The sequence below is a fragment of the Nocardiopsis sp. NPDC049922 genome (genome assembly GCF_040660275.1).
GTDB lineage: Bacteria > Actinomycetota > Actinomycetes > Streptosporangiales > Streptosporangiaceae > Nocardiopsis.
Genome location: NZ_JBFAME010000007.1, coordinates 32,424 through 57,524, shown reverse-complemented (window position 1 = coordinate 57,524; position 25,101 = coordinate 32,424). Strand labels below are relative to the sequence as shown.

General features: G+C 73.2%; 27 protein-coding genes. 10 read left to right on the top strand and 17 right to left on the bottom strand.

Annotated features, from left to right (window positions below; all coding sequences use genetic code 11):
• Positions 1-111 precede the first annotated feature (111 nt).
• Together AB0I72_RS14910 and AB0I72_RS14905 are read right to left on the bottom strand one after the other, a co-directional pair.
• The gene (locus AB0I72_RS14910) at positions 112-711 is read right to left on the bottom strand and encodes a Uma2 family endonuclease (protein ID WP_358568458.1); all 600 of its coding nucleotides are present in this window, start codon (positions 709-711) and stop codon (positions 112-114) included.
• Between the two features lie 201 nt (positions 712-912).
• On the bottom strand, positions 913-1,389 hold the full coding sequence (locus tag AB0I72_RS14905) for a peroxiredoxin (RefSeq protein WP_358567809.1): 477 nt from the start codon (positions 1,387-1,389) through the stop codon (positions 913-915).
• Between the two features lie 159 nt (positions 1,390-1,548).
• Here AB0I72_RS14905 and AB0I72_RS14900 point away from each other — a divergent pair, with 159 nt between their 5' ends.
• On the top strand, positions 1,549-2,358 hold the full coding sequence (locus tag AB0I72_RS14900; protein WP_358567806.1) for an NAD(P)H-binding protein: 810 nt from the start codon (positions 1,549-1,551) through the stop codon (positions 2,356-2,358).
• Between the two features lie 35 nt (positions 2,359-2,393).
• On the opposite strand, the gene AB0I72_RS14895 is transcribed toward AB0I72_RS14900, so the two are convergent.
• A complete protein-coding gene (locus AB0I72_RS14895; RefSeq protein WP_358567803.1) occupies positions 2,394-3,155 on the bottom strand; it encodes a MerR family transcriptional regulator in 762 nt (253 codons plus the stop codon).
• Between the two features lie 136 nt (positions 3,156-3,291).
• Between AB0I72_RS14895 and AB0I72_RS14890 the strand changes: the two genes are divergently transcribed.
• A complete protein-coding gene (locus tag AB0I72_RS14890) occupies positions 3,292-4,101 on the top strand; it encodes a thioesterase family protein (protein ID WP_358567800.1) in 810 nt (269 codons plus the stop codon).
• A gap of 22 nt (positions 4,102-4,123) precedes the next feature.
• Here the strand turns inward: AB0I72_RS14890 and AB0I72_RS14885 are convergent, their stop codons facing one another.
• From AB0I72_RS14885 to AB0I72_RS14870, 4 genes are all read right to left on the bottom strand, one after another.
• Positions 4,124-4,306 (bottom strand): hypothetical protein, encoded by a 183-nt coding sequence (locus AB0I72_RS14885; protein ID WP_358567797.1) that lies wholly within the window; start codon positions 4,304-4,306, stop codon positions 4,124-4,126.
• A gap of 91 nt (positions 4,307-4,397) precedes the next feature.
• Positions 4,398-5,285 (bottom strand): metal ABC transporter permease, encoded by an 888-nt coding sequence (locus AB0I72_RS14880; protein ID WP_358567794.1) that lies wholly within the window; start codon positions 5,283-5,285, stop codon positions 4,398-4,400.
• Positions 5,276-6,019 carry a metal ABC transporter ATP-binding protein gene (locus AB0I72_RS14875; RefSeq protein WP_358567791.1) on the bottom strand — a complete coding sequence of 248 codons (744 nt, stop codon included), beginning with the start codon at positions 6,017-6,019 and terminating at the stop codon, positions 5,276-5,278. Before AB0I72_RS14875 ends, AB0I72_RS14880 begins: the two co-directional genes overlap by 10 nt.
• A gap of 9 nt (positions 6,020-6,028) precedes the next feature.
• The gene (locus AB0I72_RS14870; RefSeq protein WP_358567788.1) at positions 6,029-6,973 is read right to left on the bottom strand and encodes a metal ABC transporter substrate-binding protein; all 945 of its coding nucleotides are present in this window, start codon (positions 6,971-6,973) and stop codon (positions 6,029-6,031) included.
• A 160-nt stretch (positions 6,974-7,133) separates the two neighbouring features.
• On the opposite strand from AB0I72_RS14870, the gene AB0I72_RS14865 reads away from it, so the two are divergent.
• Positions 7,134-8,093, top strand: coding sequence for an exonuclease domain-containing protein (locus tag AB0I72_RS14865; RefSeq protein ID WP_358567785.1), 960 nt, complete (start codon positions 7,134-7,136; stop codon positions 8,091-8,093).
• Positions 8,094-8,111: 18 nt separating this feature from the next.
• Here AB0I72_RS14865 and AB0I72_RS14860 read toward each other — a convergent pair whose 3' ends face one another.
• Entirely contained in the window at positions 8,112-8,768 is a 657-nt protein-coding gene (locus AB0I72_RS14860; protein WP_358567782.1) for a helix-turn-helix domain-containing protein, read from the bottom strand.
• Positions 8,769-8,878: 110 nt separating this feature from the next.
• On the opposite strand from AB0I72_RS14860, the gene AB0I72_RS14855 reads away from it, so the two are divergent.
• Complete coding sequence (locus tag AB0I72_RS14855) at positions 8,879-9,829, top strand: saccharopine dehydrogenase (protein ID WP_358567779.1); 951 nt, start codon at positions 8,879-8,881, stop codon at positions 9,827-9,829.
• 40 nt (positions 9,830-9,869) lie between these two features.
• Here the strand turns inward: AB0I72_RS14855 and AB0I72_RS14850 are convergent, their stop codons facing one another.
• The 4 genes from AB0I72_RS14850 to AB0I72_RS14835 form a co-directional block, all read right to left on the bottom strand.
• The gene (locus AB0I72_RS14850) at positions 9,870-10,514 is read right to left on the bottom strand and encodes a response regulator transcription factor (protein ID WP_358567776.1); all 645 of its coding nucleotides are present in this window, start codon (positions 10,512-10,514) and stop codon (positions 9,870-9,872) included.
• Complete coding sequence (locus tag AB0I72_RS14845; RefSeq protein ID WP_358567773.1) at positions 10,502-11,764, bottom strand: histidine kinase; 1,263 nt, start codon at positions 11,762-11,764, stop codon at positions 10,502-10,504. Before AB0I72_RS14845 ends, AB0I72_RS14850 begins: the two co-directional genes overlap by 13 nt.
• A gap of 190 nt (positions 11,765-11,954) precedes the next feature.
• The gene (locus AB0I72_RS14840; RefSeq protein WP_358567771.1) at positions 11,955-12,911 is read right to left on the bottom strand and encodes an NAD(P)/FAD-dependent oxidoreductase; all 957 of its coding nucleotides are present in this window, start codon (positions 12,909-12,911) and stop codon (positions 11,955-11,957) included.
• Positions 12,912-12,957: 46 nt separating this feature from the next.
• Positions 12,958-13,623, bottom strand: coding sequence for a class I SAM-dependent methyltransferase (locus tag AB0I72_RS14835; RefSeq protein WP_358567769.1), 666 nt, complete (start codon positions 13,621-13,623; stop codon positions 12,958-12,960).
• Between the two features lie 47 nt (positions 13,624-13,670).
• Between AB0I72_RS14835 and AB0I72_RS14830 the strand changes: the two genes are divergently transcribed.
• On the top strand, positions 13,671-14,270 hold the full coding sequence (locus AB0I72_RS14830; RefSeq protein ID WP_358567766.1) for a helix-turn-helix transcriptional regulator: 600 nt from the start codon (positions 13,671-13,673) through the stop codon (positions 14,268-14,270).
• Positions 14,271-14,344: 74 nt separating this feature from the next.
• On the opposite strand, the gene AB0I72_RS14825 is transcribed toward AB0I72_RS14830, so the two are convergent.
• The gene (locus AB0I72_RS14825) at positions 14,345-15,481 is read right to left on the bottom strand and encodes a hypothetical protein (RefSeq protein WP_358567763.1); all 1,137 of its coding nucleotides are present in this window, start codon (positions 15,479-15,481) and stop codon (positions 14,345-14,347) included.
• Positions 15,482-15,744: 263 nt separating this feature from the next.
• Between AB0I72_RS14825 and AB0I72_RS14820 the strand changes: the two genes are divergently transcribed.
• The gene (locus AB0I72_RS14820) at positions 15,745-16,611 is read left to right on the top strand and encodes a helix-turn-helix domain-containing protein (protein ID WP_358567761.1); all 867 of its coding nucleotides are present in this window, start codon (positions 15,745-15,747) and stop codon (positions 16,609-16,611) included.
• Between the two features lie 49 nt (positions 16,612-16,660).
• On the opposite strand, the gene AB0I72_RS14815 is transcribed toward AB0I72_RS14820, so the two are convergent.
• Entirely contained in the window at positions 16,661-17,104 is a 444-nt protein-coding gene (locus AB0I72_RS14815) for a MarR family winged helix-turn-helix transcriptional regulator (protein ID WP_358567758.1), read from the bottom strand.
• 77 nt (positions 17,105-17,181) lie between these two features.
• On the opposite strand from AB0I72_RS14815, the gene AB0I72_RS14810 reads away from it, so the two are divergent.
• Together AB0I72_RS14810 and AB0I72_RS14805 are read left to right on the top strand one after the other, a co-directional pair.
• Positions 17,182-17,613: a PaaI family thioesterase gene (locus AB0I72_RS14810; RefSeq protein ID WP_358567755.1), complete on the top strand. Its 432-nt coding sequence runs from the start codon at positions 17,182-17,184 to the stop codon at positions 17,611-17,613.
• Between the two features lie 124 nt (positions 17,614-17,737).
• A complete protein-coding gene (locus tag AB0I72_RS14805; RefSeq protein ID WP_358567752.1) occupies positions 17,738-19,072 on the top strand; it encodes a dicarboxylate/amino acid:cation symporter in 1,335 nt (444 codons plus the stop codon).
• Between the two features lie 43 nt (positions 19,073-19,115).
• Here the strand turns inward: AB0I72_RS14805 and AB0I72_RS14800 are convergent, their stop codons facing one another.
• Together AB0I72_RS14800 and AB0I72_RS14795 are read right to left on the bottom strand one after the other, a co-directional pair.
• A complete protein-coding gene (locus AB0I72_RS14800) occupies positions 19,116-19,964 on the bottom strand; it encodes an alpha/beta fold hydrolase (protein WP_358567749.1) in 849 nt (282 codons plus the stop codon).
• 23 nt (positions 19,965-19,987) lie between these two features.
• Positions 19,988-21,262, bottom strand: coding sequence for an MFS transporter (locus AB0I72_RS14795; RefSeq protein WP_358567746.1), 1,275 nt, complete (start codon positions 21,260-21,262; stop codon positions 19,988-19,990).
• A 501-nt stretch (positions 21,263-21,763) separates the two neighbouring features.
• Between AB0I72_RS14795 and AB0I72_RS14790 the strand changes: the two genes are divergently transcribed.
• Together AB0I72_RS14790 and AB0I72_RS14785 are read left to right on the top strand one after the other, a co-directional pair.
• Complete coding sequence (locus AB0I72_RS14790; RefSeq protein WP_358567743.1) at positions 21,764-23,386, top strand: alkaline phosphatase D family protein; 1,623 nt, start codon at positions 21,764-21,766, stop codon at positions 23,384-23,386.
• Between the two features lie 206 nt (positions 23,387-23,592).
• Positions 23,593-24,768: an FAD-dependent monooxygenase gene (locus AB0I72_RS14785; protein ID WP_358567740.1), complete on the top strand. Its 1,176-nt coding sequence runs from the start codon at positions 23,593-23,595 to the stop codon at positions 24,766-24,768.
• Positions 24,769-24,922: 154 nt separating this feature from the next.
• On the opposite strand, the gene AB0I72_RS14780 is transcribed toward AB0I72_RS14785, so the two are convergent.
• A complete protein-coding gene (locus AB0I72_RS14780) occupies positions 24,923-25,099 on the bottom strand; it encodes a DUF397 domain-containing protein (RefSeq protein WP_358567737.1) in 177 nt (58 codons plus the stop codon).
• Between the last annotated feature and the right edge of the window lie 2 nt (positions 25,100-25,101).

Sequence of the window (25,101 nt, the reverse complement as noted above, 5' to 3'; positions counted from 1 at the left end):
ACCGCCGGCGGAGTGGGCCGAGCCGCCGATCACGCGGATGGCGTGGTCGGCGGCGGGGACCAGGACATCCTGGCGCATGGCCCGGCACGGCCGTCGACGGGGGTGTTCGTGTCAGCGGGCGAACCGCTTGAGCGCGTCGGTGTCCAGGGTGATCCCGAGTCCGGGGAGTTGCACTGTCTCACCGTAGGGGTGCTCTGACCGGTCCATGTAGCGGCCGTTCACGGGGCGTGAGTGCACCACGACGGTGTTGGCGTCGCGGTCCACCATCAGGTAGACGCCGATGTCGGTCTCGGCGTAGGCGGCGGGCTTCTCGACGCGGTCGCGGGCGTGGGTGTCGGCGTCCCAGGAGGTGACTTCGACGACGGCGAGGACCCCGTCGGGGTCGGGGTAGTCGCCTTGGCCGGTGAAGTGGTCGACAGGAACGAGGACCCCGTCCGGAAGGGCGCGGCCATTGCGGTAGGCGCCGATCTTCAGCCCCTGCCCGATGGGCATGTCCAGGTCGGGGCGGTGTGCGATGAACTGGCGGAACATCCACGACAGGATCGCGGCGTGGTCGCTGTCGGTCACCGATTCGACCCAGACCTTCCCATTGATGTATTCGAGTTTGACGTTTTCCTCCCTGCCCGCGAGGTGGGCGATTGCCTCGAACAGTTCGGGGCTCATCGGAAGCGACAGGGTTTCGAGCGGTGGGTGGCGTTCGGCAACGGTCATAGGCTCCCCTGGAGGGCGTTGCTGCTGGCGTCCTGGACAGCCTGCCACGTCCCGACGACGGTCCGTGGGCGTTCGGCGTATCGGGTGGTCTTCCGGGGTGGAGTCGGGCATGGGCGGGTTCCTCGGCTGTCTGGGCGGCTCTGAGTCAAGGGTAGGTCCGACCTCCGTCCTGAGCCGGGACCCGCCCAGGGCGCGACGAGGTCAGTCGGACTGTCCGTCCTGGAGGCTCCGGACCACCTCCAACGCCTCCTCGACGTGCTTGTCGATGACCGTCATCGAGTTGAAGACGTGGCGGACCGTGCCCTGGCGGTCGATCACGTAGGTGACCCGGCCGGGGAGCAGACCGAGCACGCTCGGCACGCCGTAGCTCTTGCGGACCTTGCTCCCCTGGTCGCTGACCAGGGTGAACGGCAGCCGGTGCCGTTCGGCGAAGGCCGCGTGCCGGTCCGCGGAGTCGGAGCTGACCCCGATCACCTCGGCTCCGGCGTCGGTGAAGACCTCGTGGCTGTCGCGGAAGGCGCACGCCTCGGCGGTGCACCCGGGGGTGTCGTCCTTGGGATAGAAGTAGAGCACCACCGTCCGCTCGCCGAGCCGGTCGTACAGCCGCACCGGGTCGCCGGACTGCGACGGAAGGGTGAAGTCGGGCGCCGTGTCGCCGACCTGGATGCCTCGGGCCATGGTGTGCGCTTCCTTCGGGTGGATGGTCGGGGCGGGGAGGCCGTGACCGTCACCGGCTCCCCGCTCCAGCATCGCACCGGCCGGTCCGGGCGAACGCGCCGCGGCCCGGTTGGCGGCGCGCCTGCGGGGATTGTCGGCGTCCGGTGGTGGAGTGGTCGCATGACTCGACGACCGATTCTGGTCCTGGGCGCCACCGGCTCCACGGGACGGCGGGTGGCCGCACTGCTGGGTGAGCACGGGTATCCGGTGCGGGCGGCGTCGCGGCGCGGCCGTGTGCGCTTCGACTGGGCCGATCCCTCCTCGTGGGAGGGGGCGGTCGACGGGGCGGCGGCCGTGTACCTCATGGCGCCCGACGGGGTGCCGATCGACGCGGAGTTCGTGAAGTTGGCCGTGCGTCGGGGTGTGCGGAGGATCGTGCTGCTGTCGAGCGGGGCGATCGAGGAGATGGGCGACACGCGGCTCCTGGAGGCGGAGCGCGTGGTCAAGGGATCCGGGGCCGAGTGGACGGTGCTGCGGTGCGACTGGTTCGACCAGAACTTCGACGAGGGCTTCCTCGTGGAGGCGGTCCGGGCCGGGGAGATCGCGCTGCCGGTGGGCCAGGTGCGGCAGGCGTTCGTGGACGCCGACGACGTCGCCGCGGTGGCGGTGGCCGCGCTGACCGGGGACGGGCACGCCGGGCGGGTGTACCGGGTGACCGGTCCCGAGGCGCTGTCGTTCGGGGAGGTCGCCGGGGTGATCGGGCGTGTGGCGGGGTATCCGGTGCGCCACGAGCCCGACCCCGAGGCGTTCGTTCGGGCTCAGGTCGCGGCGGGCCTGCCCCGGCAGGCGGCCGAGGGCGCGGTGGCGGCGTTCGCCGCGCTGGCCGCGATGGGCGACGCCGTCCCCAGCGACGACGTGCGCCGGGTGACCGGCCGCGCCCCCAGGCCCTTCTCCGACTACGCCGCCCGGGCCGCGCCCGCGTGGGCCTGACCCGGGCTCCGCCGCGCCGGAGCGGTCCTAGGCGGTCAGTCCTCCAGTCGGTCGGCGTTGGCCGCGAAGACGTCGCGCAGGTAGGCCGACAGCCCCTCGCGGTGGGGGTCCACGGCGGCGGTGAAGCGCGCGTCGTTCGCGTACAGCTGGCCCAGGCCCCGGTGGATCTGGGGTGTGCAGTCGTAGAACCATCGGGTGATGTGGTCGCGGTGGCGCTCGGCCAGGTCCATGGCGGCGGGGCTGTCCGCCGGGACGCCGTCGGCCATGGCCTGGGCCAGGTCCCGGCAGATCCGCTCGCCCTCGGCGTGGAGGCGTTCCCAGTCCTGCTTGGTGTAGCGGTTGACCCTGCGCTGGGACTGGGCCCAGGCGTCGGTGTGGCCCCAGCGGTGTTCGGCCTCGGCGGTGTGGGCGTCCACGTCGAAGTCGCCGAAGAGTTCGAGCCGTTCCTGGGGGGTGAGGTCGAGTCCCACGGTGTCTGCCTTCATCAGGAGTTCGAGTGCGTGCGCCATGGCACGCAGGCGGTCGATGCGTTCGGTCACCAGCCGGTGCTGGCGGGCCAGATGGGCGCGGGTGTCGATCGCGGGGTCGTCGAGCAGCGCCGCGATCTCGTCGAGGCCGAAGCCGAGTTCCCTGTAGGTGAGGATCTGCCGCAGCCGTTCGAGGTCGGCGTCGCCGTAGCTGCGGTAGCCGGAGGCGGTCCGCTCGGCCGGGACGAGGAGTCCGATCCGGTCGTAGTGGTGCAGGGTGCGGACGGTCTGGCCGCTGATCCGGGCGACCTCGCCCACGGTGAGGCCCATCCGTCCCCCGTTCGCCGTCGCTGGTGGTGCCGTGGTTTCGACGTTAGGGCCTGACGTAGCGTCAGGGTCAAGGCGGCCGCGCGGACGGGGCGCCTCGGGTGCCACCACCCAACCTACTGGCGGGTAACATAGCCGTATGAGCCTTGACCACACCGCCGCCGGCTTCGAGTACGACCGGGACACCCGGGTCGACAAGACCGCCGACGGAACGTTCACCGCCACCATCACCGACGGATGGACCACCTTCACCACGCACCCCAACGGTGGTTACGTCCTCGGCACCGCGCTCAACGCGCTCGGCCAGACCCTCAGCCAGCCCGACCCCGTGGCCGTCTCCGCCTTCTTCCTGCGCCCCGCCGCACCCGGCGAGGCGATCGTGCGCACCGAGACCGTGCGCGAGGGCCGCCGCACCGCGACCGGCCAGTTCGTCCTGGAGCAGGGCGGCAAGGAGGTCATGCGCGCCACGGCAACCTACGGCGACCTGTCGCCGAACGGCGGACGCGAACTCCACCTGGAGGGCCCGCCCGACCTGCCCGCCCCCGACCAGTGCCCCGTGCCCACCGAGTTCGACCGGCCCGAGGGCGTGAGCATCGCCCACCGCCTGGACTACCGCTACCCCGAGCGTCCCGGGTGGTTGGACGGCCGCACCGACGGCCGCCCCCACGACGAGTTCTGGCTGCGCTTCGCCGACGGCCGCCAGGCCGACACCCACAGCCTGCCCGCGATGGTGGACTTCGCCGTGCCCGCCGTGCTGAACATCGGTGAGTTCAGCACCATCACCGTGGAGCTGACCGCGCACGTGCGCGCCCGCCCCGCCCCCGGTTGGCTGGCTTGCCGGGTGTTCACCAAGCACGTGTCGGGCGGCTACCACGAGGAGGACATGGAGATCTGGGACAGCCAGGGCACCCTGGTCGCCCAGGCCCGCCAGCTGGCCATGCTGCTGTAGGCCCCGCCGGGCCGCGCGGCCCCTACCGGAAGCCGCGCGGCCCGGGCCGGAGGGTGATCTCCCCGGCCTGGGCGTCGCGGGGCAGGTCCAGGGCGTCGACCACGGCGGAGCCGATGCCGCCGGTCGCGCCCGTGACCACGACCCCGTCCATCGTGCCGCCGTGGGTGGAGCGTCCGACCGGCCCGGTTCCCATCGCTGGTGTCATGCGGTGCATTCTCGCACCGACGATCCGCGTCACCCGGCCCGGTCGAACGCCCCGGGTGTTCCCCGCGTGTCCCTCCTCGCGGGGAACACGGTCAGGCCTGGGCGCGGGCGCGGGCCCGCAGCGCCCGCGCCCCCCGTCCACGCCAGAGCACGCCCTGTCGGGGCGAGAACAGGTACGCCAGGGCGAACGCGCTCGCCTGGGCCAGCACGATCGACCCGCCCGTGGACACGTTGACGTGGAAGCTGACGAACACGCCCACGAACGCCGCGAGCACCGCGACCGAGGCCGAGATGACGAGCATGCGCTCGAACCGGTCGGTGAGCAGGTAGGCGGTGGCGCCGGGGATGATGACCATCGCGACCACGAGGATGATCCCCACCGCCTGGAGGGCGACCACGACGGTGACCGACAGCAGCCCCAGCAGCAGCGTCTCCAGCAGGCGCGGGTTGATGCCCAGCGCGTGCGCGTGGACCGGGTCGAACGCGTACAGGGTCAGGTCCCGGTGCTTGTACCAGACCACGGCCAGCACGATCGCGGCCAGGACCACGACCTGCCAGATGTCGGCGTCGGAGACTCCGAGCACGTTGCCGAACAGGATGTGGCTCAGGTCGGTCTGGCTGGGCACACGGGAGATGAGCACCAGCCCCAGGGCGAACATCGCGGTGAACACGACCCCGATGACCGCGTCCTCCTTGACCCGCGAGGTGCGGTTGACGACGCCGATCAGGGCCACCGAGCCGCCGCCGAACACCAGAGCGCCCACGGCGAAGGGCGCGCCGAACAGGTAGGAGAGCACCACGCCCGGGAGGACGGCGTGGGAGACGGCGTCGCCCATGAGCGACCAGCCCACCAGGGTCATCCAGCAGGACAGGACCGCGCACGCCACACCGGCCACGACGCTGACCAGCAGGGCGCGCTGGACGAACTCGAACTGCATCGGTTCGGTGAACCACTGGGTCAGGGCGGTGATCACGTCCATGCTGTGGCTCCCTCCGTGGGACGTACTCCGAAGGCCTCCAGGAGGACGTCGGGGCGCAGGACCTCGTCCGGGGTCCCGTGGGCGAGCAGGCGGCGTTGCAGCAGCGCCGCCTCGTCGCACAGGTCGGGCACCTGGGCCAGGTCGTGGGTGGACACGAGCAGGGTGGTGCCGTCCTGGCGCAGGGAGCCCAGCAGGTCGACGATGGTGGCCTCGGAGCGCTTGTCGACCCCGGCGAAGGGTTCGTCGAGCAGGAGCACGTCGGCGCCTTGGGCGATGGCGCGGGCGACGAACGCGCGCTTGCGCTGGCCGCCGGACAGGGCGCCGATCTGGCGGTCGGCCAGGTCGGTGAGGTCGGTGCGGTCCAGGGCGTGGTCGACGGCCTGCCGGTCGGCGGCGCGGGGTCGGCGGCGCGGCCCCATGTGTCCGTAGCGGCCCATCATCACCACGTCGCGCACGCGGACGGGGAAGGCCCAGTCGACCTGCTCGGACTGGGGGACGTAGCCGACCAGTCCCTCCCTGCGGGCGGCGGTGTGGGTGCGGCCCAGGATCCGCACCTGGCCCTGGTCGGCCGCGACCAGGCCGAGGATGGACTTGAACAGGGTGGACTTGCCCGATCCGTTGGTGCCGAGCAGGCCGCAGACGCGGCCCGGACGCACGGTCAGGCTCACGTCCTCCAGGGCGAGGACGTCGCCGTAGCGGACGGTCGCCCCGGTGACCTCGATGGCGGGGATCATGTCGTCTCCTTAGCCGGCGCTCAGGCCCTCGACGATGGCCTCGGCGTCGTAGCGGATCAGGTCGAGATAGGTGGGGACGGGCCCGCCGTCCTCGGACAGGGAGTCGACGTAGAGGGTGCGGCCCATCTCGGCGCCGGTCTCGCGGGCGACCGAGCGCTGGGTGCTGTCGTTGACCGTGCTCTCGCAGAACAGGGAGGGGACGTCGTTGTCGCTGACGAACTCGGTCACGGCGGCGGTCTGCTGGGGCGTGGCCTCGCCCTCGGAGTTGACCGACCACAGGTACATCTCGGTCAGACCGGCGTCGCGGGCCAGGTAGGGGAAGGCGCCCTCGCAGGTGACCAGGGCCCGGCTGGACTCGGGGACCTCGGCCAGTTCGGTCTCCAGGTAGGCGCCGACGTCGGCGATCTCGGCCTTGTAGGCCTCGGCGGCCGCGTCGTAGCCCGCCTCGCCCTCGGGGTCGAGTTCGACGAGGGCGTCGCGGATGTTGTCGACGTAGATCTGGGCGTTGTCGGGCGACATCCACGCGTGGGGGTTGGGCTCGCCCTCGTAGTCGCCGGAGGCGATCGGGATGGGCTCGATCCCGTCGCTGATGGTGGCGGTGGGGGCGTCGATGCGTTCGGTGAACTGTTGGAACCAGGCCTCCAGCCCCATGCCGTTCTCCAGGATGAGGTCGGCGTCCTGGCCGCGGGCCAGGTCGTCGGGGGTGGGTTCGTAGACGTGGATGTCGACGCCGGGCCGGGTGATGGAGACGACCTCGACCCGGTCGGCGGCCACGTTGCGGGCCATGTCGGCGATGACCGTGAAGGTGGTCAGGACCAGGGGGCGCCCGTCGTCGGAGGTGTCCTCGGCGGACGTGGAACCGGCGGAGCAGGCGGTCAGGGCGAGACCGGTCGTGGCCGCGGCGAGCGCGACCGGCAAGGACCTTGAGGGGGTCTCATCTCTAAAGTTCGGCACGCCTAACTTTCTATCACAACCCGGCCAAACTCAACCATGGGGCGTCGGCCCCGCCCCGACGGATCGGCTCACCGTTCCACCCGTTCGGCCCGCACACGCGGCGCGGTACCGGTACCCTCCAACCGTTGACAGGCGGACAGTGACGAGCGGGAGGTACGCGGTGGCCGACACCTGGACCGCGATCGACTTCGAGACCGCCAACCAGGACCGCGGCAGCGCGTGCGCGGTCGGGCTCGTGCGCGTGGTCGACGGCGTGCCGGTGGAACGCCACTCCACCCTCATCCGGCCGCCCGACCCCGTCCGCCACTTCTCCCACCACAACGTCGCCGTCCACGGCATCACCGCCGCCGACGTCGCCCACGCCCCGACCTGGGGCGCCGTGTGGCGGCGGATCCTCGACTTCGCCGACGGCGGCGCCCTGGTCGCGCACAACGCCCCCTTCGACATGGGCGTCGTGCGCCGGGCGTGCGCCCACACCGGGCTCGGCCACCCCGCGATCGACTACGCGTGCACGCTCGCCCTGTCCCGCCGCACCTGGCGCGCCCTCGCCGACCACCGCCTGCCCACCGTGTGCGCGCACATCGGACACCGCGTCACCCGCCACCACCGCGCCGACGCCGACGCCGAGGCGGCCGCCCGGATCATGATCGCCGCCATGTCCGAGCACGGCACCACCTCACTGGCCGAGCTGTCCCGCGCCGCGGGACTGCGCCTGGGCCGCCTGGACGCGGTGGCCGTACCGACCTCCGTCACCGCGCCCTCCCCCGCCGCGCCTGCCACCGACCGGTTCGACCGGTGGCGTCGGGCCGCCGAGACCGCGATGCCCGAGGCCTCCCCCGACGCCGACCCCTCCGGCCCCCTGTTCGGGCGCACCGTGTGCCTGTCCGGCGACCTGGCCGCGATGGACAAGCCCGAGGCGTGGCGGCGCGTCGCCGAGGCGGGCGGCCACCCCGCCAGGAACGTCACCAGGGCCACCGACGTGCTCGTCGTCGGAGCCCACGCGGGGGCCGGGAAGACCGCCAAGCACCGCCGTGCCGAGACCTACCGCGAGCGCGGGCAGCGCATCGACGTCATCACCGAGGCCGAACTGCTCTCCCGGCTGGGCATGACCGGGGCCTGAGCCCTCGGCGCGGCCCGCTCAACCCGCCTCCGGGGCGGGCGCTGAGGCCAGGTCGGTCAGCTGACGCAGCAGGGCGTCGGCGGCCCAGGCGCGCCAGCGGTCCACACTCCAGCCGCACCAGACGGTGTGCAGGGTGAACACCTCCGGGCTGAGCAGGGCGAGCGCGGTGTCGGCGGCCTCGTCCACGGTCAGCCCCGGCCGCAGTGCCCCGCGTTCGGCGAGCCGCTCGGCGAACGCGCGCTGCACGGCCCCGCGCTGGTCGACGTTGGTCCGCCACAGGGTGCGGAGGTCGTCGTCGGAGTCGGCCGCGCCCCGCACGACCTCCGACAGCGGCGCCACCCGCTCCATGATCGACGCGGTCCCGGCCACCTGGAGCCGGATCTGCTCGCGGGCGCCGGGGGCGGTCAGCGCCTCCCTCACCCAGGGTCGGTCCAGCGTGGCCACGGGTTCGGCGTCCCCCGCGACCGCCTGGTCCAGTGCCTCCTTCAGGACCGCCGCCTTGGTCCCGAACGCGTTGTAGACGGTCTGTGCGGCCACCCCCGCCTCGGCGGCCACGCTCTGGATGCTGGTGGCCGCGTAGCCCCCGGTGGTGAACAGCCGGGCGGCCGCCTCGGCGACGCGGGCGCGGGTCAGTCGTGTTCGCGCGAGGCGCCCGTCGGTGCTCGGTGTGCTCATGGCCGCCGTCCTCCGATTTGACTGTAGTGACACTCCACTTATCTTAGTGGATCATCACTACAGAAACATGCGGAGCCGCCGCGTGCGGCACCGTGTCAGGGGAGGATGACATGCGAGTCCTGGTACTGGGCGGCTACGGAGCGGTGGGAGCCCTCGTCACCGAACGGCTGCGCGCGGACGGCCACACCTGTTGGGCCGCCGGACGCGACCCCGGGCGCGCCGACCGCGTGGTGGACGTCGGTTCACCGGAGTCGGGCGGCTTCCGGGACGCGGTGGAGGACGTCGACGCGGTGGTCAACGTCTCCGGCGCGGAGGACCCGGCCCTGGTCGCCATCGCGACGGAGCGGGGAGCCGCCTTCGTCGACGCCACCGCCACCCACGCCTACGTCGCGGCCGTGGAGCGGCTCTCCCCCCGTGCCCCCGTCCTGCTCAACGTCGGGCTCGCGCCCGGGCTGACCAACCTGCTCGCCGCCGACGCGCACCCGCACGCTCCCGCCGGAGCGGCGATCGACCTCGCCGTGGTGCTGGGCGCGGGCGAGGCGCACGGCGCGGCGGGCGCGGCCTGGGCGTACGGGCTGCTGGGGCGTACCTTCCCCGACCCGGCCACGGGGACGCCGGTGCGCAACTTCACCCGGCCCTCGGTGTTCGCCCTGCCCGGCCAGGGCGGGCGGCGCCTGTACCGTGCCGACTTCTGCGACCAGCACGTGCTGACCCGCGACCTCGACCGCCCGGTGCGCACCTACTTCGGACTCGACTCGCGACCGCTCACGGTGGCCCTGGCCGGACTCACCCGGATCCCGGGGGCCCGCCGCCTCCCCACGGGACTCCACCTGCCCGGGTCCGACGCCTGGACGGTGCTCGCCCGCGCCGGGGAACGCGTGCGCTGGGCGCGCGGGCACGGCCAGTCACGCGCCACCGCCGCCCTGACCGCGTGGGCCACCGCGCTGACGGACCGGTTGGAGGCGGGCGTGCACCACCTGCACCGGGTGGCGGCCCTCGACGACCTGCCCGAGGACATGCCCCTGACCGTCGGACCCGCGTCGAGGTCGACGGTCCGGTGACCGCCGCTGACGAGTCCGGGCCGGTCGGACCGGGCGGCCCTCAGGAGCCGAGGTAGCGCAGCACCGCCAGCACGCGGCGGCTGTAACCGGCGGTGTGGGCGATCCCCAGCTTGTCGAAGATGGCGTTGATGTGCTTCTCCACCGCGCTGACCGACACGTGCAAGCGTTCGGCGATGGAGGTGTTGGCCAGCCCCTGGGCCATGCGCTCCAACACGTCGCGCTCGCGCGGGGTGAGCGCCGCCAGCGGATCGACGTGGGTGTTGCGGGCCAGCAGACGCCGCACCACCTCGGGATCGAAGGCGGCGCCGCCCGCGCGCACCCGCTCCAGCGCGTCGAGGAACTCCCCCACCTGCGACACCCGGTCCTTGAGCAGGTAGCCCACGCCCCCGGAGGGCCCGGCGAGCAGTTCGGCCGCGTACCGCAGCTCCACGTACTGCGACAGCACGAGCACCGCCACGGCGGGGTGCTCGGCGCGCACGCGCAGGGCCGCGCGCAGTCCCTCGTCGGTGTGGGTCGGGGGCATGCGCACGTCCACCACGGCGGCGTCGGGCGTGTGCTCGGCGACGGCGCGGAGCAGGGTGTCGGCGTCCCCGACCGCGGCCACGACCTCGTGCCCCTCCTCCTCCAGGAGCCGCACCAGCCCCTCCCGCAGCAGGACCGAGTCGTCGGCGATCACCAGGCGCATGTGGGCTCCGTGTTCGTGGGTGCGGCGGGTGGGTCGGTGAGGGGTACGTGGGCGCGGACGACCGTGGGGCCGCCGGCGGGGCTGTGCACGGACAGGGTCCCGTCCAGGGCCCGCACGCGGCGGAGCAGGCCGGTCAGTCCCTGGCCGCGCGGGTCGGCGCCGCCGGGCCCGTCGTCGGTCACGCTGAGTTCGACGCGGGTGTCGTCGGCGCGCACCCGGACTCGCACCCGGTGGGGGCGGGCGTGCTTGACGGCGTTGGTGATGGCCTCGCGCGCCACGAAGTAGACGGCGGTGGCGGCGGTGGGCGGGAGTGGATCGGGCAGGTCGCACTCGACAGTGACGGGCAGCGGGGCGCGTTCGGCGATCTCGTTCAGGGCCGACTCCAGCCCGAGCGTGTCCAGCGCCGTGGGGTAGACCCGCCAGGCGACCTCGCGCAGTTCGTCCAGCAGGACCTGGGTCTGCTCGTGTGCCTGGCCGACCAGGCGGGCTGCGCGTTCGGGGTCCTCGCCCCGCCGTGCCCTGCCGAGCAGCATCGCCAGGGCCACCACGCGCTGTTGGACGCCGTCGTGCAGGTCGCGTTCGATCCGGCGGCGCTCCTCGTCGACGGCACGGACGATGCCCGAACGGCTCTGGGACAGTTCGTCGATGCGTCGGGTGAGCAGGTCCTCGGTGCTGGGGCCCAGGATCCGACGGGCCAGCGACCGGTCCAGCGCGGTGACCCCGGCCAGGGCGCCCCACAGTCCCAGGAAGGTGGCGAGGGCGAACGCGGCGCCGAGGGAGACCGTGGACGTGTACAGGCTCACCCCGGGCAGGATGATCCACACGTCCGACCCCGTGCCGGTGAGCATCCCCCACACCGTGCCTCCGGTGAACAGCACCAGCAGACCGCCCACCACGAACAGGACGGCGGCCGTCAGCGCCGCCACCGCGAGCCGCACCCCCAGGTACAGCACCCGTGGCGCCACGCCGGGGACGGCGTGCGGCTCCAACCCCGCCCAGCGCGTCAGGCGGCGCAGTTCCAGCTCGGCGATCCACAGAACGCCTGCGGTGAGCGCGGGGACGACCCGCCGCCGGGCACGGGGCCAGACCAGGGCGGGCAGCGCGACCACCGCCAGAACGGCTCCGACAGCGGTCAGGGCGGCCGTGCCCAGTCCGGCGATCACCGCGACCAGGACACGCGCGCGTCCGAGCACGAGCGCCGACCCCGCTCTGAACCGGGCCCGGAGATCCCGTCCCGTCGCCGCTGCCACCGTGCTCCTCCCCGCCCCGCCGACCGGTCGTCGGCACGGCACGACGACTGTAGCGGGCCTACCCCGGCCGGGCCCTGGGGTGCGCCGCCGAGGCGGCTGCGGGCACCCTCCGGTGGCGGGGTGGGGTTGACCGCAGGGTGCCCCCGCACGGCAGGGTCGGTCTCCGGGGCGGCGGGCCGGGAGGCGGCGCTCAGGCGACGGCGTACCGTTCGGCGCGGGCCCGCATCGCCGTGTCCGCGTCCTCGGCGACCAGGTCGGCGTTGACGGCGGTGGCGGCCGCGACTCCGGCGCCCTCCGCCGCGGCGACCATCGCCGCCAGATCGCTCGTGTTCCCGGCGGCCCAGACACCGGGCAGGTCGGTCCTGCCCATGGGCCCCGTGGCGACGAACGCGCCCATGGGGTAGGCGGTGAGCGTGCCGCCGAGCTGTTCGAACAGGTCCGAGCGGGCCACGAACCTGGGCGTGACGGTCACCGCGTCCACCGGGAACTCGTGTCCGTCGGCCAGGACGACCGTCCGCAGGACGCCGCGGTCGGTGCGCAGCATCCGCACGAGGCCGTCCACGACCTCGACGCCCAGTCCGGCCAGCCGCTCCCACGCGTCGTCGTCGGGGTCGGGCATGGTGTGGACGAACAGGGTGACGTGCTCGCTGAGCTGGCGGAACATCATCGCCTGGTGGACGCTCATGGGGCTGGTCCCCAGAACGCCGATCCGTCGCCCGCGCACCTCCCACCCGTGGCAGTAGGCGCAGTGCAGCACACTGCTCCCCCACAGCTCCCGCACCCCGGGCACGTCGGGAAGTTCGTCGACCAGCCCCGTCGCGAGCAGCAGCCGACGCGCGTGCACGACCGTGCCGCCCGCGAGGACCAGCTCGAACCCGCCGTCGTGCCGACGCGCGGTGACCGCGCGGTCGTCGTGGAACAGCGCACCGTACTCCTGCGCCTCGCGGCGGCCCGCGGCGAGCAGGTCGCGCGGTGCGATCCCGTCCTGCCCGAGCACGTTGTGCGCGCCCTCGGCCGGGGCGTTGCGCGGTTCGCCGGCGTCCACGACGGCCACCGAGCGCAGCGATCGGGCCAGCGTGACGGCCGCGCTCAACCCCGCCGGGCCGCCGCCGACGACCGCGACGTCCATCGTCTGATACGTGTCCACTGGGCATCCCTCCGTGTCTGGTCGTGTCTGGCGTGGCCGCGCCCGGTCAGACACGGCGTGCCGCCCAGGCCGTCCTGCTCCCCCGTACCGCCAGGTCGCCGCGGTGCGTGAGCGCGTGGGGTCCGTCGTCGGCGAGCAGGCGGCCCAGGTCCCCGATCTCGTGGCAGCGCTCCTCCAGTCCGGGGCACCCGATCCCGAGGTCCTCGGGCAGGAAGCGCGGCGGTGCGTCCATCTCGACCACGACGAGCAGGCCGCCGGGCCGGAGCGCCGCGTGCAGGTCGGCGAGGAGCCGGTCGGGGTCCGTGACGTGGTGCAGCGAGGAGGCGGCCCACGCGAGGTCGACCGTGCCGACGCGGGGCCAGGCCGCGTCCAGGTCGGCCTCGACGACGCGCACCCGCCCGCCCATCCCCCGCTCCCGAGCGGTCTCGCGCAGGCGGTCGAGCATGACCGGTGACCGGTCGACCGCGACGATGTCGGCCTCCGGGAAGCGCCGGGCGAGTGCCATGGCGCCCGTGCCGGTTCCGGCGCCGACGTCGGCGATGAGGCGGGGCGCCGCGTCCGTGTGCTCGTCGACCCACGCGGTGAGGTCGTCCAGGTACGGCCCGAGGGCCTCGGCGTCCAGGTCCAGCAGGTCGGCCATGCCCGCCTCGTGGTCGTGCGTGCCGTGGCCGTGGTGGGTGTGGTGACCGTGGTGTTGAGCGTGTCGTTCCATGTCTTCACGCTAACCGCGCCCTGCTCGGTGCGCATACCCTCTTGCCTATGGAGCAAGAACTCGATCTGGACACCGTGATCCGCCAGCGCATCCGTGGTCTGCGGCTCGCCCGCGGCTGGACCCTGGACGCACTCGCCTCCCGCTGCGACATCAGTCCGTCCAACCTGAGCCGCATCGAGACCGGGCGCCGCAGGATCGCCCTCGACCAGTTGGTTCCCATCGCCCGCGCCCTGGACACCACCCTCGACCAGCTGGTGGAGTCCGCCGACGACGAGGACGTGGTGATCCGGCCCCAGCCCTGCCAGACGAGGGGGCTGACCAGCTGGCTGCTCTCACGTGAGCGCTCCCTGCACGGCGTGACCGTGGCGAAGATGCGCATCACCCCGGACCGGCCGACCGGCCCCGAACACCTGTGCGTGCACCCCGGCCGCGAGTGGTTCACCGTGCTGTCCGGCACCGCCCTGCTGCGTCTGGGCGAGCGCACCATCCTCGTCCAGACGGGCAACGCGGCCGAGTTCTCGACCATGACCCCGCACGTCGTCGGCGCGCACGAGGGGCCGGTGGAGATCCTCACCATCCTCGACCACGACGGCGAACGCACCCACCTCCACGACGCCCACGGACACCCGGCGCCCCAGGCGCCGTGAGTGCGGGACACGACCTGACCGCGCCGCCACCGCCTCCTGGCACCGCGCGGCCATGCGGTGCCAGGAGGCGTCGCTCAGGTGTGGCTGGCGTAGCGCAGGATGGCGCCGCTGTCCCCGCTGGGCTCGCCGTTCTCGCGCAGCTCGGTGAACCCGGAGTCCGACATCACCGCCGAGCGCAGCATCAACGCGCTGGCCGGGGCCCGGAAGGCCGACTCGGGGTCGTCCATGTCGCCGCGGTGCGAGCTCACCAGGATCGGCTCGGTGGGCGATCCCCACAGCTGGGGTTCGCGGTCCCGCGCGGCGCCGAGCAACAGCGTGCGCACCCGGGCCTCGGACAGCATCGGCAGTGTGGGCTCGGTGCCCGACACCGCCTGGTCGTGCGCGAGTTTGCGGTGGTACTCGGCGGCGACGTGCTCCTGCCCCTGGACGACGAACTCCCGCAGCGCCTCGGCTGCGGCCTCGTGCAGCCGCTCCTCGGCGTCGGGGCCGCCGCGCCCGCCCGCGACGAGCAGGATCGGCACGTCCACACGGCGTTCGCACAGGTTGTCGCGCAGGTAGGAGATGGCCTCCTGGTCGCCGCCCACGAAGATCACCGCGGCGTCGACCTCCGCGACCGCGTCCCGCACGTGCTGGGCGACCTTGGCGGTGTTGTCCCGCCACATGTCCTGGGCGACCGACTTGCCGGGAAAGCGTCCGTTGTAGCCGCCGAGGTTGCCGGGGCCGCCGCGGCTCATGACGTCGATGCCGTGCAGGCTGTCCCCGGTCACGTCACGCTCCGAGGCCGGTCCCCGGTTCGGGTACGCGGGGTAGGCGGTCACGTGCGCGTTGACGCGGTCGAGCGCCACCAGCACGAAGGGCTGGTGGCGGCCCCGGTCGACGGCCACGGGAAGGACGTCGGGGACGGGCGACCACGTGGCGCGGTCCTGGCGCGGGGGTTCGGTGAGCGTGTGGGAGGACAGCAGCCGTCCCTCGGAGGCGAACAGGGACTGGCCGTGCGTGCCGAAGGCCTGGGAGTCCCCTCCGCCCACGGCCTCCTCCAGGACGTTGAGCGTGGCCTCGTCCGTGCCCAGGGTGGTCAGCTCCTCCCGCAGGTGGCGCCAGCGCAGCTCGATCTCCTTGTCGGCGTCCCTGTTGCCGCGGCTGGTGTCCAGGTGCACCGAGGCCACCGGGGCGCCGCTCTCGTACAGCGGACGCAGAAAACCAAGGTCCATGATCCGCGGGGCGCGTCTCCCCCGCCCCGCCCACCTCCTTCTCAGGGTCGGCCGTCAGGCCATCCTGGGTTCCATGGTGCTCTCGACCGGCGGTCGGCGCGTCGGTCCAGACGCGCTCCTTGCCCAAGGATGTCCTGGGCTTGCCCGAGACCGGAACCGCGGTGCTCGGACCCGCGCGCACCCGACCGGAACGGACCCGCGACTGTCGGGTGCGGCCGGTGGCCGGGCTCCTAACGTCGTGCGTGCGAGAGGGAGGTGGGACCGTGTTGGACCGGCTGAACCAGGCGCTGGAGCGGATCGAGGAGGACCCGGGAACCCCGGTGGACGTGGCGGCGATGGCGCGCGAGGCGCTCACCACCGAACACCACTTCCGTCGGCTGTTCTCGGCGCTGGCCGGGATGCCGCTGTCGGAGTACGTGCGGCGGCGCCGGTTGACCCTGGCCGCGGCGGAGGTGCTCGACACGCGCCGCACGCTGCTGGAGGTCGCGGTGCGCCACGGCTACGGGTCGGCCGAGGCCTTCGCCCGCGCGTTCCGCGCCCTGCACGGGGTCGGCCCGGGCGAGGCCCGGCGCACCGGCGCGGTCCTGCGCTCCCAACCGCGACTGACGTTCCGTCTGACCGTCGAAGGAAGTGGTGACATGCGCTATCGCGTCGTGGACCGGGAGTCGTTCCGCCTGGTGGGACACAGAGCACGCGTTCCGCTGGTGTACGAGGGGCCGAACCCGGCCATCGAGGAGTTCGTCCGGGGGCTGGGCGAGGAGGAGCTCGCCCGGTTGGCCCGGCTGAGCGACCAGGAGCCGAGGGGCGTGCTGTCGGTGACCGACGGCATCGACCCCGACCGCCGGGAGGGCGGCGAGCTGGACTACTACCAGGCCGCCGCCACGTCCGCGCCCGCCCCCGAGGGCTTGGACGTGCTGGAGGTGGCGGCCGGAACGTGGGTGGTCTTCCCGTTCGGCGTCTCCTCCGAGGGGATGCCGGTGGCCGTCCAGCGGCTGTGGGCCGACGCCTACGCGCAGTGGTTCCCGTCGAACCCGGCCTACCGCACGGTCGAGGGGCCCGAGATCCTGTGCGTGGAGTACGGGCGGGCCGGAGCCGAGGGTGAGCTCTGGGTGCCCGTCGAACGGGTGTGATGAGCGTGGGGGCGCCGCACCGTCGGCGCCCCCACGCCCCGGCACCGCGTTACGGCTGCGTCCCGGCCTCCGGATCCCAGTGGGCGAGTGCGTGCAGGGCGGCGTTGGTCTGCGCGAACCCCTGGTCGCCCAGAAGGTCCCGCATCTGGCCGTTGAACCGCTCGATCTCGGGCTGGGCGGCGCGGAGGGCGGCGGCGCCGTCGTCGGTCAGCTCCAGGACCACGGCGCGGTGTTCGCTGGGGTGTGCGCGCTTGGCGACCAGCCCCGCCTTGACCAGGCGGGTGACCAGCGCGGTGACGGCGGACTCGCGCAGTCCCAGGACCTGGGCGAGTCGGCGCTGGGTGGTGCCCGGATCGCCGCGCACGGCGAACAGCGCGCCGAGCTGCGTGGTGGTGATCCCGGCCGCGGCCTGGAGGCGGCGGTCGGCTGTCGTGCGCAGCTGGTGCGCGGCCCGTTGGAGGAGGAAGTACAGGCGTTGGTCGGGCTCGGACATGTGTCGATCTTGACAGAGGCGCCGCGGACGCGACATTGTCACTTCACCAGTGAAGTGAACATGGATCGAGGTGTGCCGTGAACGAGACCCCGGACCTGGCGATCGCGCGCAAGGTGCTGGAGGCCCAGCCGTTCAGCGTCCTGCTCGGCGCCCGCCTGACCGCCTTCGGCGACGGCGCCGCCACTCTGGAACTGGACATCCGGGATGACCTGCGCCAGCAGAACGGGTTCGTGCACGGCGGTGTGCTCAGCTACGCGGCGGACAACGCGCTGACCTTCGCCGCGGGCACCGTGGCCGGGCCGCGCCTGGTCACCGCGGGCTTCTCCGTCGACTACCTGCGCCCCGCGCGCGGCGCCCTGGTGAGCGCCCGCGCACGGGTGGTCCGGGCCGGGCGTACCCGGGTGGTGTGCCGGTGCGACCTGTACACCGTGGACGAGCGGGGCGAGGAGACCCTGTGCGCCGTGGCCCAGGGCAGCGTCGCGGTGCCCGAGGCCCCGGGACGCCCCTGAGCCCCGCGTGGGGACGAGGGATCGGGGTCACTGTGTCACGGCCGGATACCCGATCGTGACGTGTGGTCGGCGTCACGCTTCGGTATGAACCGACCACCCGTTCCCCCATCGCGTAAGGACGACGATGTCCACGACCTCCCACGAGGAGTCGCGCTCACTCTGGCGGCGCTACCTCGACATCCCCCTCATCTGGAAGATGGCCGTCGCCCTGGCGGCCGGGGTGTGCTTCGGCCTGGCGGCCAACGTCCTGGGCTGGCAGGACTGGGCCCTACCCGTCCTCGAACCCCTCGGCGAGCTCTTCCTGCGCCTGCTGCGGATGCTCATCTTCCCCCTGATCATCACCACCCTGATCACCGGCGTCGCCTCGCTCTCACCGCAGCGGCTGGGCCGCATCGGCCTCAAGGTCCTGGCGTTCTACCTGGTCACGTCGGCCGTGGCGATGACCGTCGGACTGTCGCTGGCCCTGGCGGTCTCCCCCGGCACCGGTCTCGACGTCCCCGAACAGGGCCAGGAGGCACCGGAGGCGACCTCGGTCTCCGACGTCCTGCTCAACATCGTCCCCGCCAACCCCTTCCAGGCCCTGGCCGAGGGCAACGTCCTGGCCGTGATGTTCGGCGCGATCGTGACCGGTCTGGCCCTGGCCTTCATGCTCGGCAGCGGCGACGACCGCGTCCAGGGGCTGGGCGTGCTGCTCAAGCGTGTGGTCGACGGCGCGGTCGAGCTGGTCTTCAGGGTCGTGCGCGGCGTCCTGGAGTACGCGCCGGTCGGTGTGTTCGCGCTGATCGCCGCCGTGCTCGCCGACACCGGCACCGAGGTGCTCCTGCCCCTGGTGCGGCTCACGGCCGTCGTCTACGGCGCGATCGCCGTCCAGATCATCGCCTACGTCCTCATCCTGGCGCTGTTCCGCGCCCAGATCGGACGGTTCTTCGCCGCGGCCAAGGACCCGATGCTCACCGCGTTCGTCACCCGGTCCAGCAGCGGCACCCTTCCGGTCACCACGCAGGCCGCCAAGCGGATGGGCGTGCGTGAGGGCGTCTACGGCTTCAGCCTGCCCCTGGGCGCCACCGTCAACATGGACGGCACCGCGATCTACGTCGGCGCGGCCACCGTGTTCGTGGCCAACATCGCCGGGGTCGAGCTCACCGTCGGCCAGCTGCTCACGGTCGTGCTGGTCGGTGTCCTGGCGTCGATCGGCACGGCCGGGGTCCCCGGCGCCGGACTGGTCATGCTGTCGATGGCCGTCACCTCGGTCGGTCTGCCCCTGGCCCCCGTGGGGTGGGTCGCCGGGATCGACGCCATCCTCGACATGGCCCGCACGATGTGCAACGTCACCGGTGACCTGACCGGCACCCGGGTCGTGGCCGGGACGGAGAGGGGCATGCTCGGCGATCCCGACGCCCCGGAGGATCCGCCGGGCGGCCCCGACACCGGCACCGGGGCCGCCCCCGACCGGGAGTGACCCGCGCGGTGTGCCCCGGGCCGGGCACCCAGGGCACACCGGTTCAGGCCGACCGGCTCCGCACGCGGGTGCGGTTGCGCTCCAGGAACCGGCGCAGGGCCTCGTTGAACCGCTCCGACCGCTCCAGGTTGGGCAGGTGGGCCGCCCCCTCGACGATCTCCACCGCCGAGTCCGGCACCAGCACGTGCATGCTCTCGGCCAGATCCGGCGGTGTGAAGGGGTCCTCCCGCCCCGCCACGAGCAGGGTCGGACAGGACACCCGAGGCAGCAGCGGCACGTGGTCGGGGCGCTTGGCCCGGCCACGGAGGGCGGCCGCGGCCCCCTCCGGCGGCGCGGCGCACATCATGGCACGCACGTGTGCGGCGACCTCGGGCATCTCACGCACGTTGGCCGGGCTCATCATGCCCACGAGCATCTCGTCGGCGTACCCGCCCATGCCCTCGGCCACCAGCCGCGCCGCCGCGCGCTGGCGGTCGCGTCGGCCCCGCTCGGTCTGGGGGTGCGGTGTGGTGGCCGCCAGGGTGAGCGTGTCGACCCGGTCGGGGAAGAGCCGGTACAGCTCCAACGCGACCTCGGCGCCCATGGACAACCCGACGACCCCCACCACGCTCAGGTCCAGATGGTTGAGCAGGGCCGCCAGGTCGCGCGCGAACGTCTCCAGGGCGGTGGTCCCGGGGACGACCGAGCTGCGCCCGTACCCGCGCAGATCGGGTGCGATGACCCGGTAGCCGCGCCCGGCCAGCGCCCGGACCTGAGGGTCCCACATCGTACGGTCGAAGGGATGGCCGTGGACCATCAGGAGCGGGTACCCGGCTCCACGGTCGGTGTAGCTGATGTCGATCCCGCGCACGGAGGCAGTGCCCGGGCTGTCGGTGTTCGCGGTGTTCGTCATCTGATATCCCACGGCTACCGATGCTAGAGCCTCGCACACGACCTGTCTCGGGTCCGTCGCGCACCGGAACGCGCCCACAGCGCCGACGCCACGAGGTAGGGGGCCGCGAGCAGGGCGAACGTCCCGGAGTGTCCGAGAAAGACGAACGCGCCCGCGTACACCGCGTAGGTGGTGAGGATGGACAGGTCGGTGCCCAGCTGGGCCAGGGACGTGACCGTCGCCCGGCTGGGGCCCGTGATGGCGGCCTGGAGCCGGGCGTCGGCGAGCACCTCCATCGTCTGGCACGCGCCGAAGCCCACACCGACCAGGACCCAGCCGACGGGCCCGCCCAGCACGGCGCCCGCGGCCAGGGCGACCCCGGCCACCGCGAGCAGGACCGGTCGGGCGCGCTCGGGCAGGCGTTCGGCCCACCCGGCGGCGAGCCCTCCGACGGTGGCCCCGATCCACGCCACCAGGACGACCAGGGGTACCAGGTCCTCCGGGGTCCCGGCCTCGACCGCCAGCAGGGGGACGTACTCGTCCAGCACGCCCCAGAACGTGCTGACCACGACCACGAGCAGGATCGCCGCGCGGACGGGCCGGTTGGAGCGGGCTTCGGCCAGACCGGCGCGCAGCGCGACGACGTAGGCGGACGGGGTCTCCGCGTCGGGGGCGTCCGGGTCGCCGCCGGTCGGGTCGTCCTTCGCGTCATCGGCGGTGGACGCCGACACGGCCGCGCGGTGCTCGGGCAGCGCCAACGCCGCCACGGAGCACAATACGCACGCGGCGACGCTCGCCGCGCCGATCGCCGGGTAGCCGCCCGCCGCCATGACGGGGACCGCGAGCAGCGCCGATCCGCCGACGGCCGCCACCCCCAGCGCCCGCGTCACACCCATGACGCGGGCGTAGCGGTCGGCGGCGCCCCGGTGGTCGAGTTCGGTGTGCACCAGCGCCTCCAGGGCGCCGGAGGACAGGGCGCCGCCCGCTCCCCACAGCACGAAGCCGAGCGCGAACGCCCAGTAGGAGGGGACCACCAGCCACAGGGTGAACGCCGCGGCGGTCAGCAGCGGGGCCGCCGCCAACAGGAAACGGCGCGGGACCACGTCGGCCCAGACCCCGGCGGGCAGGCCGAGGACGACGCCCGACGCCGACCACAGGAAGAACAGGGAGCTGATCTGGACCACCGACAGGCCGTGGTCCTGGAACAGCAGGGCGTACAGGGGGTAGAGGAGGACGAACTCCTCGGTCGCCGCGTAGGCGTACAGCGGCAGGGTGAGACGGGACGTGCGCGCGCCGGGCGCACGGGAGTGGGTTCGCATCGAGGTCTTTCGGTCGCACGACAAGGGACACCGGGGATGGGGCGCACCCGGTGGACCTCGAACGCGTGCCGTGGACCGGCCTGTGGCGGAGGATCAATGTCGCTTGCGCATGCCCACACCCTATATTTCGCGCGCGGGCCGGATCCAGGGTCGGCGATGGTTCTCCGCGCGCGGACGCGATGCTCGGCTCCCCGCTCGCCTCCGGGAGGCGGTCTACCGGCCGTCGTCGCCGGGCGCTCCGGACTCCGGGCGCCGCGACTCCCCGAACGACACGCCGGGAATGTCACCGCGCGTCGTCACATGAGTGCGTATGGTGGCGATATAGCAGTGTCGCTACCGAGTGGACCGACATGGCGACAGATAGTCGTCTGATCGTTACTCTCGAGCGACCAACGTTCACCGTCCGCTGGTTGGGGCGTACCGGATCGCGTGGCCGGATAGGGGACGGCACCTCTCGCCCCTCCCCAGGGTGCGAACCGCCCCCTATCCCCAGGAGCCCGCATGTCCGGAACCCCCACCCCCCACTCCCCCGCGCTCCTCACCTCCCCGGTCCTGGCGTCCTCGGCCCCCCTCCACGCGGCGACCCGCCGCCAGCTGCTGGTGGGCGGTGCGGTCGGGCTGAGCGCCGCCGCCCTGGGCACCTTCGGCGGCGCCCAGGCCCTCGCCGACACCACCTCCCGCGCGAGCCGGATCGCCGAACCCTTCACCCTGGGCGTGGCCTCCGGCGACCCGCTCCCCGACAGCGTGGTGCTCTGGACCCGCCTGGCCCCCCGGCCGCTGGCCGACGACGGTCACGGCGGCATGCCGGACTGGCGCGTCCCCGTCCAGTGGCAGGTCTCCGAGGACGAGCGGTTCCGCCGGATCACCGCCACCGGCACCGTGGTGACCGAACCCGACCAGGCGCACGCCGTGCACGTGGAGGTGGAGGGCCTGCGCCCCGGCGCCGAGTACTTCTACCGCTTCCGCTGCGGCCGCGAGATCAGCCCGGTGGGCCGGACCCGCACCGCCCCGGCGCCCGGCGCGCGGGTCGACCGGTTCGCGTTCGCCTTCGCCAGCTGCCAGAGCTACACGAGCGGCTACTACACCGCGCAGGCGCACCTGGCCCAGGAGGACCTGGACCTGGTCGCGTTCCTGGGCGACTACATCTACGAGACCGGTGACCAGGGCGAGATCGGGCGCGGCCACCATCCGCCCCGGGAGATCCGGACCCTGGCCGAGTACCGGCTGCGGCACGCCCAGTACAAGTCCGACGGCGACCTCCAGGCCGCGCACGCCGCCTTCCCCTGGGCCGTGGTCTTCGACGACCACGAGCTGGAGAACAACTGGGCCGACGACCACTCCGAGGACGGGGACGTGCCCCCGGAGGAGTTCCTGCGGCGGCGCCAGGCGGCGTTCCAGGCCTACTACGAGCACATGCCGCTGCGCCGTGCCCAGCGTCCGACCGGCCCCGACCTGCGCCTGTACCGCAGACTCCGGTTCGGTGACCTGGTGGACATGCACCTGTTGGACACCCGCCAGTACCGCGACGTGCAGGTCCCCGACGTCGATCGCGGCGACCCGAACCGCACCCTGCTCGGCGTCGAGCAGCGCCGGTGGCTGCTCGACGGACTGACCGACTCCCAGGCCCGCTGGAACGTCCTCGCCCAGCAGGTGTTCTTCTCCCAGCGCGACTTCGCCGACGGGGACGCCGTCAACGTCAGCAACGACGCCTGGGACAACTACCGCGTCGAGCGCGACCGCGTCCGCGACCACCTGGCCACGGTCGACAACCCCGTGGTCATCACCGGCGACGTGCACGCCAACTACGTCGTCGACGTCAAGGCCGACTTCGACGACCCGACCTCGGCCACCGTCGCCACCGAGCTGGTCGGCACGTCCTTCACCAGCGGCCGGGACGGGGTCGAGCAGAACCCGACCGACGCGATCCAGCTCCGGGAGAACCCGCACATCCACTTCATCAACCGCAGGCGCGGCTACGTGCGCAACGTCGTCACCCCGACCGCGTGGACCGCCGACTACCGCGTGGTCGACTACGTCTCCGCGCCCGGCGCCCCCATCACCGACCGCGCCCGCTTCGTCATCGACGCGGGCACGCCCGGGGTGCGGGCGCGGAACCGGGGCTGAGCCCCGCCTCCGGTCCCCTCCGGTCGCCGCCCCGCGGTGGCGGCCGTTCGACGGCTCGGGGCTGGGACCACCGCGCCGCCGGTCGGCGCGGGAGACACCCTCGGACCAGGCCGAACGGTCGATCCCCCAACCCGGTGTCCGCTCCCCCGAACCCGCATGTACTACAAACTGTAGTAGTACACATTGTCGCGAATGTGGGGTCGGGTATGCGCGTGCTCATCGTCGGGGCCGGAATCGCGGGAACGGCGGCGGCCAGGGGCTTCCTCGCCGCGGGACACGAGGTGACCGTGCTCGAACGGGCACCCGCGCCGCGCGACACCGGCTGCGCGATCATCCTGTGGCCCAACGGCACCGCGATCCTCAACGACCTCGGCGTGCGCCTGGACGGAGCGGGTGAGCACATCGACGCCCTCGACGTCCACAGCGCACGCGGACGCCCGGTGATGTCCGTGGACACCCTGCGGCTGGGGGAACGGTTCGGCGCCCCGACCCTGGGGATCACCCGACCCACCCTGCTCGCCCGACTCGTCGAGGGGCTGCCCCAGGAGATCTTCCGCTTCGGCGCCCGCTGCGCACGCGTCCACGACGACGGCCCGGCCGTGCGGGTGGAGACCGAGGACGGCGCGGAGTACACGGCCGACCTGCTCATCGGCGCCGACGGCGTCAACTCCCGGGTGCGCACCGCGCTCTTCGGCTCCGAGGACGCACCGGCCGCGCGGCCGACCGGCGTGGCCACCTGGCAGGGCCTGATCGAGGCGCCGTTCGACCTCGCCTCGCGGGCCCGGATGTACCTCGGGCGCGCGGGCGGGATCGGGATCAACCCCGCGGGCGAGGGGAAGGTCAACTGGCTCATCGACCTGCGACTGCGCCAGGAGGACAGCCAGGCCGGACCGGAGGAGGCGCTCGCCCTGCTCCGGAACCGGTACCGGGCGTGGGCGCTCCCCGTCACCCTGCTCCTGGGCGCGTTGACGGACAAGGACCTGGAACTCTTCCCCCACCGGCGGCACCGGGCCCCGCTGCGGTGGTCGAGCGGCAGGTGCGTCCTCATCGGCGACGCCGTCCACGCGATGCCCCCGATCCTGGCCCAGGGAGCTGGCCAGGCGCTGGAGGACGTCGCGGCGCTGCTAAGCGCCCTCGACGGCGTCGGAGCGACGCCGGGCCTGACGGCGGCCCTGGGCGCGTACGGATCCCGTCGCGACCGGCAGGCCACGCGGGCCGCCGACATGGCCACCCAGGGCATCGCGACGTCGGGGCCGCGGACCCTGCTCCAGAGCGAGACGGCTCTGCGCGGTGCCGTCCTCATGCCCCGGGGCGCGGCGACCCGGATGTTCGAGAGGATGCTCGGCGGGGTCAGCACCAGACTCTCGTCTCCTCGATCCTGAGGGCGGGCGGAACCGCCCCGACGCGGACGCCGACGGCTGGCCCGGCAAGACCTCCTGGAACCAGCTCCGCGTGCCCAAGAGTTAGGGGTTGCTGTGCGAACCGGTGCGGCCGTGACCGCACCGGTTCTGTTTCCCAGCCCGCAGGGCTTTCACATCACAGTGCCCAGGCGGTCCGGACCGAGTTCAGGAGCGCCGTCCACTCGCGAGGCCCGAAGCCGAGGTGGCCGAGTTCCCGGTGCCGGGTGTCGCGGACCAGGACTCGTTCCCCCTCCCTGACCTCGACGCACTCGCTACGGGCACCGCTGTAGGTGGACTTGTGCCACTCGCTCATGA

Bases quoted from the DNA above. Each gene is read 5' to 3' on its own strand.
- AB0I72_RS14910 (WP_358568458.1), bottom strand. From the start codon at position 711: ATGACCGTTGCCGAACGCCACCCACCGCTCGAAACCCTGTCGCTTCCG.
- AB0I72_RS14905 (WP_358567809.1), bottom strand. From the start codon at position 1,389: ATGGCCCGAGGCATCCAGGTCGGCGACACGGCGCCCGACTTCACCCTT.
- AB0I72_RS14900 (WP_358567806.1), top strand. From the start codon at position 1,549: ATGACTCGACGACCGATTCTGGTCCTGGGCGCCACCGGCTCCACGGGA.
- AB0I72_RS14895 (WP_358567803.1), bottom strand. From the start codon at position 3,155: ATGGGCCTCACCGTGGGCGAGGTCGCCCGGATCAGCGGCCAGACCGTC.
- AB0I72_RS14890 (WP_358567800.1), top strand. From the start codon at position 3,292: ATGAGCCTTGACCACACCGCCGCCGGCTTCGAGTACGACCGGGACACC.
- AB0I72_RS14885 (WP_358567797.1), bottom strand. From the start codon at position 4,306: ATGACACCAGCGATGGGAACCGGGCCGGTCGGACGCTCCACCCACGGC.
- AB0I72_RS14880 (WP_358567794.1), bottom strand. From the start codon at position 5,285: ATGGACGTGATCACCGCCCTGACCCAGTGGTTCACCGAACCGATGCAG.
- AB0I72_RS14875 (WP_358567791.1), bottom strand. From the start codon at position 6,019: ATGATCCCCGCCATCGAGGTCACCGGGGCGACCGTCCGCTACGGCGAC.
- AB0I72_RS14860 (WP_358567782.1), bottom strand. From the start codon at position 8,768: ATGAGCACACCGAGCACCGACGGGCGCCTCGCGCGAACACGACTGACC.
- AB0I72_RS14855 (WP_358567779.1), top strand. From the start codon at position 8,879: ATGCGAGTCCTGGTACTGGGCGGCTACGGAGCGGTGGGAGCCCTCGTC.
- AB0I72_RS14850 (WP_358567776.1), bottom strand. From the start codon at position 10,514: ATGCGCCTGGTGATCGCCGACGACTCGGTCCTGCTGCGGGAGGGGCTG.
- AB0I72_RS14835 (WP_358567769.1), bottom strand. From the start codon at position 13,623: ATGGAACGACACGCTCAACACCACGGTCACCACACCCACCACGGCCAC.
- AB0I72_RS14830 (WP_358567766.1), top strand. From the start codon at position 13,671: ATGGAGCAAGAACTCGATCTGGACACCGTGATCCGCCAGCGCATCCGT.
- AB0I72_RS14825 (WP_358567763.1), bottom strand. From the start codon at position 15,481: ATGGACCTTGGTTTTCTGCGTCCGCTGTACGAGAGCGGCGCCCCGGTG.
- AB0I72_RS14815 (WP_358567758.1), bottom strand. From the start codon at position 17,104: ATGTCCGAGCCCGACCAACGCCTGTACTTCCTCCTCCAACGGGCCGCG.
- AB0I72_RS14805 (WP_358567752.1), top strand. From the start codon at position 17,738: ATGTCCACGACCTCCCACGAGGAGTCGCGCTCACTCTGGCGGCGCTAC.
- AB0I72_RS14800 (WP_358567749.1), bottom strand. From the start codon at position 19,964: ATGACGAACACCGCGAACACCGACAGCCCGGGCACTGCCTCCGTGCGC.
- AB0I72_RS14795 (WP_358567746.1), bottom strand. From the start codon at position 21,262: ATGCGAACCCACTCCCGTGCGCCCGGCGCGCGCACGTCCCGTCTCACC.
- AB0I72_RS14790 (WP_358567743.1), top strand. From the start codon at position 21,764: ATGTCCGGAACCCCCACCCCCCACTCCCCCGCGCTCCTCACCTCCCCG.
- AB0I72_RS14785 (WP_358567740.1), top strand. From the start codon at position 23,593: ATGCGCGTGCTCATCGTCGGGGCCGGAATCGCGGGAACGGCGGCGGCC.
- AB0I72_RS14780 (WP_358567737.1), bottom strand. From the start codon at position 25,099: ATGAGCGAGTGGCACAAGTCCACCTACAGCGGTGCCCGTAGCGAGTGC.